Annotated in this window: 12 protein-coding genes; 2 read left to right on the top strand and 10 right to left on the bottom strand. The window is 40.7% G+C overall.

Going from position 1 to position 11,722, the window contains the following annotated elements:
- Window positions 1-127: 127 nt before the first annotated feature.
- From E4K67_RS22000 to E4K67_RS22025, 6 genes are all read right to left on the bottom strand, one after another.
- On the bottom strand, window positions 128-1,891 hold the full coding sequence (locus E4K67_RS22000; protein ID WP_135550662.1) for a sigma-54-dependent Fis family transcriptional regulator: 1,764 nt from the start codon (window positions 1,889-1,891) through the stop codon (window positions 128-130).
- A gap of 183 nt (window positions 1,892-2,074) precedes the next feature.
- Window positions 2,075-3,298, bottom strand: coding sequence for a diaminopropionate ammonia-lyase (gene dpaL, locus E4K67_RS22005; protein WP_135550664.1), 1,224 nt, complete (start codon window positions 3,296-3,298; stop codon window positions 2,075-2,077).
- A 242-nt stretch (window positions 3,299-3,540) separates the two neighbouring features.
- Window positions 3,541-3,996 (bottom strand): DUF6773 family protein, encoded by a 456-nt coding sequence (locus E4K67_RS22010; protein WP_135550666.1) that lies wholly within the window; start codon window positions 3,994-3,996, stop codon window positions 3,541-3,543.
- Window positions 3,983-4,198, bottom strand: a complete 216-nt coding sequence (locus E4K67_RS22015) for a helix-turn-helix transcriptional regulator (protein ID WP_135550668.1) — start codon at window positions 4,196-4,198, stop codon at window positions 3,983-3,985. Before E4K67_RS22015 ends, E4K67_RS22010 begins: the two co-directional genes overlap by 14 nt.
- Window positions 4,199-4,501: 303 nt before the next feature.
- The gene (locus tag E4K67_RS22020) at window positions 4,502-5,677 is read right to left on the bottom strand and encodes a DegT/DnrJ/EryC1/StrS family aminotransferase (RefSeq protein WP_135550703.1); all 1,176 of its coding nucleotides are present in this window, start codon (window positions 5,675-5,677) and stop codon (window positions 4,502-4,504) included.
- 156 nt (window positions 5,678-5,833) lie between these two features.
- Window positions 5,834-6,604 carry a DeoR/GlpR family DNA-binding transcription regulator gene (locus E4K67_RS22025; RefSeq protein ID WP_135550670.1) on the bottom strand — a complete coding sequence of 257 codons (771 nt, stop codon included), beginning with the start codon at window positions 6,602-6,604 and terminating at the stop codon, window positions 5,834-5,836.
- Between the two features lie 399 nt (window positions 6,605-7,003).
- Here E4K67_RS22025 and E4K67_RS22030 point away from each other — a divergent pair, with 399 nt between their 5' ends.
- Together E4K67_RS22030 and E4K67_RS22035 are read left to right on the top strand one after the other, a co-directional pair.
- On the top strand, window positions 7,004-7,864 hold the full coding sequence (locus E4K67_RS22030; protein WP_135550672.1) for a DUF4474 domain-containing protein: 861 nt from the start codon (window positions 7,004-7,006) through the stop codon (window positions 7,862-7,864).
- Between the two features lie 360 nt (window positions 7,865-8,224).
- On the top strand, window positions 8,225-8,527 hold the full coding sequence (locus E4K67_RS22035; RefSeq protein ID WP_243454579.1) for a hypothetical protein: 303 nt from the start codon (window positions 8,225-8,227) through the stop codon (window positions 8,525-8,527).
- 73 nt (window positions 8,528-8,600) lie between these two features.
- On the opposite strand, the gene E4K67_RS22040 is transcribed toward E4K67_RS22035, so the two are convergent.
- From E4K67_RS22040 to E4K67_RS22055, 4 genes are all read right to left on the bottom strand, one after another.
- Window positions 8,601-9,767 (bottom strand): multidrug effflux MFS transporter, encoded by a 1,167-nt coding sequence (locus E4K67_RS22040; protein ID WP_135550707.1) that lies wholly within the window; start codon window positions 9,765-9,767, stop codon window positions 8,601-8,603.
- A gap of 140 nt (window positions 9,768-9,907) precedes the next feature.
- Complete coding sequence (locus E4K67_RS22045; RefSeq protein WP_135550674.1) at window positions 9,908-10,462, bottom strand: DUF2284 domain-containing protein; 555 nt, start codon at window positions 10,460-10,462, stop codon at window positions 9,908-9,910.
- Window positions 10,463-10,871: 409 nt separating this feature from the next.
- Entirely contained in the window at window positions 10,872-11,492 is a 621-nt protein-coding gene (locus E4K67_RS22050; RefSeq protein ID WP_135550676.1) for a sigma-70 family RNA polymerase sigma factor, read from the bottom strand.
- 99 nt (window positions 11,493-11,591) lie between these two features.
- Window positions 11,592-11,722, bottom strand: a 131-nt coding sequence (locus E4K67_RS22055; protein ID WP_135550678.1) for a formate--tetrahydrofolate ligase, incomplete at its 5' end; no start/stop codon positions are given.

Raw genomic sequence — 11,722 nt, forward strand, 5'->3', positions numbered from 1 at the left:
TGCTACAAGCTATCTCTCTAAAACAGCATCGATTCGACATTCCTTGCTATAATCTCATTTTGAGACGAAAGTCTAGCCTTGATACATGATTTTCATACTACTTAAGACTCCTCACCCCTATTACGATCTAAGAAAACGTCTTCGTTTCTCCGATTTGATAATCCTTAATTTTCCGATAGAGAGTTGCTCTGCTAATCCCCAGTAATTTGGCCGCATCATCCTTATGCCCCTCAATATCAACAAGGGTTAATGCCTTCATGATTGCTTCCCGCTCTAACAATTTTAAGTTTAGAGATGAGTTTTGAGCTTGGGGTATAAGAACGGATTTAATTCGTTGTGGCAAAATGTCAGCGGTAATTTCTCCACCTGCCACCATTGTGACGCAATATTCGACGACATTACCCAGTTCTCGGACGTTACCTGGCCACGGATAAGCAGCTAGGATATCGATCGTTTCCTGGGTAATTCCGCTAACTGACCTGTCGGTAACCGTAGCATAATAATCCAAATAGAATTGAACTAGGACTGGCACATCCTCTAGACGGTCACGGAGCGGTGGAATGGTTAAAGGAATTACATTTAAACGATAAAAGAGATCCTCTCTAAACTCACCTGTTTTTACTAATGCATCTAAATCTCGATGTGTCGCGGCGAGTATTCGGACATCTAAAGGGATGGAGCGCGTACCACCAACGCGTTCAACTCTTCTTTCTTGTAAGACTCTTAAGATTTTGACCTGTAAGTGCAGTGGCATATCCCCAATCTCATCTAGAAAAATAGTACCATTGTGGGCAAGTTCAAATTTCCCCAGTTTGCCACCCCGTCTGGCACCCGTGAATGACCCTTCTTCATAGCCAAATAATTCACTTTCCAGCAGATTTTCAGGTATTGCCCCGCAATTTATGGCAATAAAGGCATGCCCTTTTCGTTTGCTGCTCTGATGAATCGCCCGCGCTAACAGTTCTTTTCCTGTGCCGCTTTCTCCTTGAATCAAGAGCGTTGCCTGACTCGGGGCAACGTGTAAAGCCATCGCTTTCAGCGCCTTCATTTTTGGGGAATCTCCAATAATCTGTGAGAAATGAGTTTCGATTTCACTTACCGTTGCTTCTTTGACCAGCTTTTTGATTTGCTTAATATCTTTTACAGAGATTACCGCGCCTTCGATGACCCCATTATTTTTAATTGGAACAACATCACAATAAAGTTGCGTAGCAACCCTCTTCCCTTGGATTGGGCCTGAAAAAGGTTCCCCACGTTCCACGGCAAACCATAGCCTTTTGTCATCCAATAATTGATACAAAACCGGTTCTTGTTTTTCATCAATGTCCATTAATTTGGCTGCTAAAGTATTATAATGGGTCACTTGCTGCTGAGCATTGATCAGTAAAATCCCATCATGTAAGAGATTTAGTACTGTAAGTAGCTGGCTTGAGAGCAATTCCGATTCATGGGTTTGCTGGTTTTCAACGACCTTTCCCACAAGCAGTTCGGCCATTTTTTCTAAGAAAAGCAGAAGAGATTGTTTATTGTCCATCAGGCGTTTTGTTTGCTCTTCATTAAAGCTCACTAAACCAATAACCCCTATGATTTGATCATCTGCCCGAATAGGTATAGCTACTTCAGCATACTCGAGACACTTCCCTCGGCTAGGACAAGGCTGACACAGTTCATTATGACCGGGATTATCAATAATAACAGATACCCCAGTTTTCATTACATGACGATAGACAAAACCATCGTTCATCGGGCTACCTAAACGGCTCTTATACTTTCCCGTCCCAGCAACCCGAATAAGATCGGCATCCGCAATTTCAACCTCGATCTTTAGTGCTGCAGCAATCGCATCTGCAGTCTGTTGTACCGTGCTCTGAATGTCGTTAAGGTGATACATACTTTACCCCTTAAATAATTTACTTTTAACTATATTATACGACTTTTTGTCTCATTTCGATATTATTATCTCAAAATGATTAAATTGTTAATCAAAAAAATAATATAGGAAGCACCACCAATCACCAATGGATCGTGTGCTTCCTAAACCATAATTAATCAAGAACTATCAAGGCAAACTCGACTATCGACCGGTTGAGGGTAATTCCCCATCCCACACGATGCTGCGCCATTTATATGGATCTGTATTTCCTTCTGTGTTAAAGATTAAGATCTGTGAGTCTTCATTTAGTCCCAATGCTTCCCTAGCCTCTCTGAAGTCCTCATCTAACAAAATCGAACTGAGTAACCCTGCAGTCACTGCGCCCGATTCACCAGATATGACTTTGGGATCTCCGTGTAAAGGACTAGCCAAAACACGCATCCCTCTCGCGGCTACCCAGTCAGGGCTAGAAACAAACATGTCACTGTAATCGCGCAAAATATTCCACCCAATCAGATTAGGTTCTCCGCAGGCTAATCCCGCCATAACAGTTGCCATAGCTCCGCCCACTATCCGAGGTTTCTCATCCGCTGCCAAGGCTGATTTATACAAGCAATCTGCTTGATTAGCCTCAACAATAACGGTTTTTGGACGATCTTCTTTAAACAAGGAGGCAAAGTAACCTTGCACAGAACCCGCTAATGCGCCGACCCCTGCCTGAACAAAAATATGAGTTGGTTTCTCAATGCCCAAGCTGTTCAATTGTTCTAAGGCCTCGGCGGACATTGTCCCATACCCTTGCATAATCCAAGTTGGGATCTCTTCATACCCTTCCCATGAGGTATCTTGAACAATTACCCAGCCATGTTTTTCAGCCTCAACTGCCGTCATGCGCACGGCATCGTCGTAATTCATATCCGTGATTTCAGCCTCTGCACCTTCTTCTCTGATTTTATCAAGCCGGTACTGAGAAGATCCTTTGGGCATATAGACAACCGATTTTTGGCGCAATTGTCGAGCAGTCCACGCTATACCACGACCATGATTCCCATCTGTGGTGGTGGCGAAGGTGATGTCTCCTAATTGTTCCTTAACCTCGGGGGAAGTAAGAACATCGAACGGCAATTCACTAATATCTTTGTTAAGTCTTTGGGCAAGATATCTACCAATCGCATAGGAACCACCCAAAGCCTTGAAAGCATTCAAACCAAAGCGATAAGACTCATCTTTAACATAGATACCACCTACGCCTAAATTCTTAGCTAGTTTCTTGAGTTGGCGTAAAGGAGTTGGCAAATAGTCAGGAAACGTTCGGTGAAAATCCATGGCTTTATCGATTTCCGACTTACTGAAAAGTTCGGTCGAAACACCTCTTCCATTAACTTTACGCATAGTATTTTGGGTCCATTTAATTTCTTCATTCATAATAATCTCTCCATTCCTTAATATTTTGTTGTGTAACTGGTATTTTAATACGCTATTGAAAAAACAATTTCTTGTTTACGTGCTAACTCTATTATCTCCCCCTAAAACGAATTGATCGGCTGACACTTAACATTTAATGCAATTACTGTGCCAACATCTCCGAACAAAGTGAGAAACAAGGGATATGTACACTATTTCATAAAAACAGTGTACATATCCCTTGTTTCTTTAGTAGTTTTCACTTACAAATTATTGTCATCATTTTTGTTTTGCCTGTTAGCTATAATTTTGACCCCCGCCACAATAATTAGCATCACTATCGAAAACACGAATAGAATCATTGCACCCTTATCATTCCCATTTGTTGCCGGAGCATTTACAAAATACTTTTGCAATATGAACGCTGTAACTGCCGCCACAAATCCAGATGCTCCATATAAATATCTTGCTTTCCTAGTCATTCTTTTGCTTGTTTGTTGCGGTCCAACATAGGAACTATTCCTTATAATACAAATCAAATAATAAGTCATACAGACTATCATGATTACAAAAACGTTAACTGGATATTGTAGCCACCTAAATCCAAATCCATAAAGCCCTATGTCAATCATTAGAAGATAAAATAGCACCATAAAAGCTTGATTTCCAATCTTGTTTCTGTTTTGCAACTGCATCTCATCTAATTCATTCGTTCGCATTTCCATCATCCTCCCAAAAAATTTGATCAAGAGTCTTTCCTAATACTTTACAAATCGCGATGCATAAATTAACTGATGGATTGTAGTCTCCGTTTTCAATGGCATTAATTGTCTGTCTCGTTACCCCAGTCGCTTCCGCTAGATCTTTTTGTGACATGTCTTTAGCCGCTCTAAACGATTTCAACTTCAAATTCTTGCCCACATCATCACCTCTACTCTATATCAATATAGTAACATCTTTTTTACTCCATGTCAATTATATATTACATTATGTACATATTATTTGATGTAGCAAGCAATATTTACAGTCACTCTTGTTACTCCTTACTGTGACGAGCTGATTAATTGCCTTTCGGCTTTAAGTCCGATAACTAAGCTATGACTATAGCTCATCAGAACAGATTTCAAATTAATAAAAGTCATGTAGAAGAAGAAACAGCACTGCCCTTATAAGAGCAGTGCCATAAAACTGCGGGCATCTACCCGCTCCACATTTTGAGTTCCTCTAAATCCTTTCTATACATTCGATAAGCTCTTCTGCCACATATTCTGCATTATTGACGGACAGCTTCGAATATAGGGGTAATGAAATTTCATTTGCATACTGGGCAAGTGCATTCGGATAATCTTCAAGTCGATAACCGAGGTTCCTATAAAGCGTAAACATTGGCAACGGCATGAAGTGCACATTTGTGGCAATATCTTTTTCGCCCATCATTTCTATTACACGATCCCTCTGATCTTCAGTAAAATCCTTCAATCTTAATGTATATAAGTGATAGCATGTTTCTATTTCTTCATTTTTATCAAAGGGAAGGATTGCCCACTCTTTGCTACCAAGTATATTACTGTAAACTTCATGGAGTTCCGCTCTTTTTCTTAACATTTCATCATACCGTCGAAGTTGAACGCGTCCTATTGCTGCCATAATATCGGTCATATTACATTTGAATCCATCGGTTAAGATATCATATTTCCAAGCTCCAGCTTGCATTTTTGAGAAGGCATCCTTATTTTGCCCATGTAACGAAGTATATTTAAATTCCTTATATAGGTCTTCTTTTCCATGAAAACTATTGTCATTATAAGTAATTGCTCCGCCTTCTGCCGTCGTCAGGTTCTTTATTGCATGAAAAGAAAAAACATGGAAGTCCATCTGCCCTCCAACCTTCTGACCCTTATACGTCGCTCCAAAAGAGTGTGCTGAGTCAGAAATCAGAGTAATATCTTCACGATTCTTCGCCTTCAAGACTTCCCTTATCAAATCGTAGTTAACGGGTACTCCCGCAATGTCAACCGTCATAATCGCTTTAGTTTTCGGCGTGATTGCCTCATAAACCTTTTGTTCATCAATTAAAAAGCTATCTTTCTTAACATCTACGAACGTTGGCATTATTCCTCTATGAACAAGTACATTTGAGGTTGCTGCATAGGTGTAAGGTGTTGTTATCACTTCATCATACCTACCTATACCCAAGACCTTCAAAATCAGCTCTAAACCTGCTGTCGCACTATTTAAAGTAACCGCATGAAGAGTACCACAGTAAATTGCTAACTCTTGCTCAAATCGAGCAGAATTTGGACCCGTTGTAATCCATCCGGACCTTAATACTTCTGAAACCGCATCGACTTCTTCCTCAGTAATATCAGGTGGTGAAAAAGGTATTTTTCTAATAGCCATCATCAAGTTCCTTCCTAATTTTAAAATTCCACATTGTCCTGACTCGATTTTAGTTTTTATACAATGCTCTAATCCTTTCACTTCTCAAATTTCTCAAATTACGTCTTTTGTATACAAAAGACTAACTTATCCTAATACATCTAACCTGCTTTTCACTTAATGTTCTTCTGCCACCAGGACTTTAACACCCATCTGTCGAATTTTCTCAATTTCTTCATCCGGTGCTTCCCAATCCGTTATGAGGACATCTAAATTATTTAAACCAACGGTCCTTGCAAAAAATTCTGTGCCCACCTTGTCAAAATTAGCTAGACATATTTTGTGTCGAGAGACCTCCGCAACGGCCCTTTGAAAAATTGCTCCTTCTGGAGTTGAACTACTCAGTCCATGTTTCGCAGAAATTCCTCCTCCAGTCAAAAAAGCTGTGTCTATTCTTAACGTTCTTATAAATTCAATCGCCAACGGATCAACTATCCCCTCTTCACTTTTCACTTTTCCACATACAATGTACGTTTCAATATTGCTATGATGTTTAAGCTTTTCAGCAATAAGAAGTGAATTTGTAACCACTGTATAGTCTCGATCAGTTGGTATAAATTTCAATAAGATATAGTGAATACTGGCCCCACCTATAAATAAAGTATCACCCTGCTCGATGTAAGATGCAGCAAGCTTAGCTACTGCATTTTGATGCTCTGTTCCCTCACTATATCTAATCCGGTCATCCATCGGAAATCTTCTAACCTTCGATAAAGGTACGGCTCCCCCATGAGTTCTTTTTAGAAGACCGTCCTCTTCCATAGTCGTAAGATCTCTACGAATGGTATCAATGGAAACCTGAAATTCTTCTGCAAGTTCTTTGGCAAATACCCTTCCCAAGGATTTTAGCTTGGAAAGGATTTGCTCTCGACGTTCTTCCGCAAACATACTCATAAACCCCTTTTGCATTGTTTATCAGTATATTATCACGTATTTGCGGTTTTGTTAAGTATATATTGCCGTTTTTAGCAAAGAATTGCTGTTTATTGCTGTTTTTGTTTTAATGATTGGTTATTAATTGTAAAGATTGCCATATTTAAAGCCAGCAGATCTTTTAAAATCAGCTGGCCAGTGAAACTTCTCTAGTTAAGTCCCGGTCGTCAAGAACTTTCCGTTTTGAGCACTGTCTTGTGTAAAACCGCATGCTCGAGACAACGTTATAATCGCATAGTAATGGGCCATCTCTTTGCAAGATGGTCCCCTTCTCAGAATTGATGCACAAATATTAGAAATCTATGCACCATCCTATGCATCAACTCAATAATATGTACTGAGGGGGCGATTTACATGTCCATTGAAGCATCTAACGTCATACCTGAGGGCACGGGTAATGACGAACTCGATAAAGCCATAGAAATGGCTGGTTATTCATATGATCCAACACAGGACATTTTCTATTCCACTATGGATCCCTGGCAGAGAGATATTGGATATTGCCGTCTGTATGACGAATTAGCAGCACCATTGGGGATGATCATAGATTGTGAACCTATTGTATTTGATTATCTCGACAAAAAATGGATGATTGGCTTTTGGAAAGGTCAGTATGATTTAGTCACTGGTTGCGAGATAGGCATTTATACGAAAGCATTTGATATAGATGTGTTTGGTGTTATTAGAGGTGCTTATTATAACTGTGCAAGCAATACCGATCTATTGCAAATGTCCTATACTTTAAAAAAGAACGATCAGCCACTCTTTACAAGAGCAGGAAAACACTGGTGGCTAACAGGCTTTAAACTTGGGGAGTTTTCAGATCCGTCAGAGTTATCGATGGATATAACCATTACCTTGCATAATGTAAGTATGCGTGATGCCTTTGTAAATGGATTATGGAACGCAGGTTATCCTTTAGCTGAATTCACGAGAAATAGCGCTACAGTAAGTTTCAGCTTTACTACTCCTCATACACCTCCTCCGATTACACGCACTCCGAATACAGATCGAATCATTCAAAGGAAGAATCAACTCTTATGTGAAAAGTATCTAGAAATTACAGGAACTTCTAGTAATATAAAAGATAAAGTGAAAGCCATCGAAGAACAATCACCCGAAATATATGATAAGTTGTTTAAGGCTGGGATATCCAAGCAATTATACGAGACGTTTTCATCGCGATTGACACCTATTAAAGAAAAAAACAAGTGACAATATAAAGTTTGAGCGTTAAAGCAAAATCAAGGCGCCATTCCCTAAAAGCTACCACCTTTAATTAATACAAGTAGAGGCCAGGTAAAGTGTCAGAGGGACGTTTGATTGCCATTTGATCAGGTGGCAATCAAAACGTCCCTCTGACATCCTGGGATTGCCACCTTCGGCGAAAGTATCCACTAGGGACTTTCGCACTGGAGACTTATTGTACCGGAAGGTTTAGTCACCGAAATCTCAATGTTCAACCCTAGTTAACGAGTTCACTGATATTCTTTCGCTAATTCCTGCCAACATCTTGCAATATCTTTGATTAAGTGGATACTATAGGAAGGGAAGCGTACGTAAAGGGAGCGATTCATGATGGAATTAATGGAATGGGTAAAAATACAAACTCTCTATAGCTCTGAGAAACACGCGTTAAAAATCGCTAATATTGTTGCTACAACTGAGGCAAGATTGGCGAATCAGCCAACCGGACCCCAGTATGAAGTAGAGACCCGAGTTGAGCCAATTGAAGATCAATGGCAGGTGTTTTGGCGGAAAGTATTTATCGGTAATAAAACAGGGTGTGGTGGTGGATGCGGATCTTGTAGCGACAGCAGCTCTGAACCTAAGAAAAACATGGCTAAGGTGCTACCTTTTAGAAAACCTTCGGTTTAAGTCAAACTAGTCTCATTTCATAGAACAATAAGCAGTGGCTCCTGTCGACTGATTGATCACAACTAGAAGAATTTCATCCTCTAGTTGACTTTCTGCGTCTCAATAGCACGTAACTTAGAATCGAGCCAACATTAGTGACAGCAATGACTATGCCCATGGGCACCGCTGTATGTTCTCCTCCAAGGCCTACGAGTGGGGCAACAAGTGCACCAATCACAAATGAAAACAGCCCTAGCAGAGCCGAAGCACTACCTGCCGCATGACCGTAATTTTCCATGGCCAATGAAGAACCAGCCGTTGATACGACTCCGACGCTTGATACAACTACGAACAAAGGGATTAAGATTGCAGTAAGTCCTGATCCGATAAAAATCATTGTTAACAAACTGAGACCACCTACTGAAGCTATAACGAGACCACCGAGGAAGAGCTTGGTTCCCTCAATTCGACTTGCCAGTCTACCCGTGATCTCGCTGGCGATAATAATTCCGGTCCCATTCATGGCGAATATGAGACTAAACATTTGAGGAGAGGCCCCAAAAATATTTTGGATGATAAAGGGTGACCCCGCTATATACGCAAACATAGCTGCCGTTACCAGTCCCTGTGGCAAAGCATATCCCATAAAAACGCGGTCAATAAGAAGAGCCCGAAATGTGGCTAAAGTATTTTTAAAGCCAGCTGGCGATCGACGTTGGCGAGACAATGTTTCAGGTAAAGTAAAAAAAACGGTAATAAGCATGACGACACCGACCAGACTCAAAACCACGAACACCCCTCGCCAAGAAGTGAACTGTAATAGCTGCCCACCTATAATTGGCGCGAAAATTGGCCCAACTCCATTGATCATCATTAAAAGAGAGAAAAACTTGATCATCTCCGCACCTGAGTATAAGTCCCTAACTACGGCGCGTGATATAGCCATGCCTGCGGCACCCGCGAAACCTTGAATGAATCTAAGGAAAATCAATCCCCAGATGGATGGGCTTAGAGCACAAAGCAAAGATGCCAAAGTATAACTAACCAGTCCAATTAGAAGAGGGATACGACGTCCGCGGATATCGCTTTGCGAACCAGCCACTAGTTGCCCCACTGCGAGCCCGAGTAGACAAGCCGTCAGGCTGAACTGGGCAAGTGATGTGCTCGTATTCAAATCCTTGGCCAAAATAGGCAGGGAAGGTAAGTACATGTCAATTGACAATGGACCGAAAGCAGACAGCGCGCCTAATGTGATGCCCATCCCTAAACGACGCGATTTCGACACTGTTGGGGAAGAACCTGTTATATTGCTCGTTTGATTAGTCACTTGAATTTCTTATTCTCCTTTTGCCCTAATTATCGGTCCGGACCTGTTATATTTATTTTCCTTGTAATTGAATTTCAACTATTGAACAATATCAGCGCTACATAGGAAACTGTATTTGCACCATTGTTATAAGGTATTCCGGAGGCTTTCACCAGGGCCATTACGTCAATTCCATTTGCTTCAACTGAAGACACCGCTTTATCTGGAAATTGGCATTTTTCTCCGATGAGATAGGCACACTTTGCGCAGTAAGTACAGGGGCCCGCATTCAACGGAAGGATTTCTTTAAGGTTTTTGTTATTCTCCATAGACTGAAGTATTTTCCTGAATATTTTTGTATGGTTAACCCCTCCTTCCAGCATGCCTTTCCAGTCAAGAGAACTTGATAGCGGATGAACCGTCTGAAACAAAAGGCCCTGCTTAAATCCCAAGGCCTTCTCCTTTAAATCGTTAATAGGACCCACGGCTGGAGGACACATCCAGTTTTTATTGTAAGATCCACATGAATTCTGTTCACACAGCTTTCTGAAATCCTCATTAAACTTGATTTCAGCCACTTCGGCAATTGAAGCATGTGTTGCATTTAAAGCAATGGCATCCTTGATTAGATCACTAAAATCTAAATCCATGTTTACATATCTCCTTCTGATAAAAATTACTCTTTCTCTATTAAATCGAGTTTCTATTTTGATTGGAGTTTTTCCCACAATGAATTTGGGTCAATATGATATCTTGATTCAAGTAACATCATTGGGTACTGCCATCCACAGACTGCAAAGTTAAGTGTAGCCATTTGTATATACAACCTTATACTGTTTAAAATGTATTTTATGATTAGTAGGCTATAATGTCAACTCTTGGGAATATTTTCGATTTTATTACCCTAATTATATGAATCGAAAGAGACTAAAAAAACTAGCAAAATACTGGTCACCTTTAAGCAACCATGATCATCTAAACCGTAAACGGGTGCACCTTAGAGGGGCTACTTAATTGGGAGGCTCCCACTTCTTGTAAGTGGGAGCCTCCCCTCTTTATCTATCCCGCCATTTGGCTTGATCGATAAAGCTCTGTTTTACGCCGAATTCGTTGTATCGCGTTGTCTAAAGACTTCGGATGAAGTCCTAACAGTTCAGAAACTTCACGCTGTTTGTACCCCTGAACAAAATAATGTTCAAACACTAAACTTTCCAAATCTGTTAAACCGTTACTTAAGGCTTGAATTATTGACTGAGCTTCATCATTGGCGATTACCATCGATGCAGGATCCTCAGCGTTAGGCAAAATTTCTAAGAAACTACTTTCTTCTGACTCTGACATCACATTATTGAGTGAGTATGCCTCATTCAGGTTGACATGTTTTTGGCACGTGTATTTACGGATACTGTCGATTAGTTTTCGTTTAACAACCATTCTTAAAAAATGGACAAAGGGAATGTCTAAATTTATATCATAAGATAATACGGCCCTGTATATCGCGATTCGCCCTTCTTGAATTATGTCATCATAATCTGCTCGAGGTAAAAAGTATTTACAAGCAATCTTACGAACCTCAGGTTCATAATGCTGAATGATCTCGTTAAGAGCATTTTCATCATGTGAGCGCGCCGCTTCAAGCAAGGCCATATCTCTATCTTGGGCACTAATTTTTGAAGTCATAGCACTCAACTCCTTGTTTAGATCAGTGATAGGCAACCCTTCCCTTTGATACAATACAATACTCCAGGCAGAGGTGCCTATCACTAAGTCAATGGACGCTTAGAACAGTCCTGTAATCGTTCCGTTAGCATCAATGTCCATTCTCATAGCAGCTGGTCGTTTTGGCAATCCTGGCATGGTCATAATAGCGCCCGTGACCGCTACCAAGAACCCAGCTCCCGCAGAAAGAC

The organism is Desulfosporosinus fructosivorans, assembly GCF_004766045.1.
In the GTDB taxonomy this organism is placed as follows: Bacteria; Bacillota; Desulfitobacteriia; order Desulfitobacteriales; family Desulfitobacteriaceae; genus Desulfosporosinus; species Desulfosporosinus fructosivorans.

Coding starts and splice junctions, on each gene's coding strand:
- E4K67_RS22000 (WP_135550662.1), bottom strand. CDS start 1,891: ATGTATCACCTTAACGACATTCAGAGCACGGTACAACAGACTGCAGAT.
- dpaL (WP_135550664.1), bottom strand. CDS start 3,298: ATGAATGAAGAAATTAAATGGACCCAAAATACTATGCGTAAAGTTAAT.
- E4K67_RS22050 (WP_135550676.1), bottom strand. CDS start 11,492: ATGACTTCAAAAATTAGTGCCCAAGATAGAGATATGGCCTTGCTTGAA.
- E4K67_RS22040 (WP_135550707.1), bottom strand. CDS start 9,767: ATGGGCATCACATTAGGCGCGCTGTCTGCTTTCGGTCCATTGTCAATT.
- E4K67_RS22045 (WP_135550674.1), bottom strand. CDS start 10,462: ATGGATTTAGATTTTAGTGATCTAATCAAGGATGCCATTGCTTTAAAT.
- E4K67_RS22025 (WP_135550670.1), bottom strand. CDS start 6,604: ATGTTTGCGGAAGAACGTCGAGAGCAAATCCTTTCCAAGCTAAAATCC.
- E4K67_RS22035 (WP_243454579.1), top strand. CDS start 8,225: ATGATGGAATTAATGGAATGGGTAAAAATACAAACTCTCTATAGCTCT.
- E4K67_RS22020 (WP_135550703.1), bottom strand. CDS start 5,677: ATGGCTATTAGAAAAATACCTTTTTCACCACCTGATATTACTGAGGAA.
- E4K67_RS22030 (WP_135550672.1), top strand. CDS start 7,004: ATGTCCATTGAAGCATCTAACGTCATACCTGAGGGCACGGGTAATGAC.
- E4K67_RS22010 (WP_135550666.1), bottom strand. CDS start 3,996: ATGCGAACGAATGAATTAGATGAGATGCAGTTGCAAAACAGAAACAAG.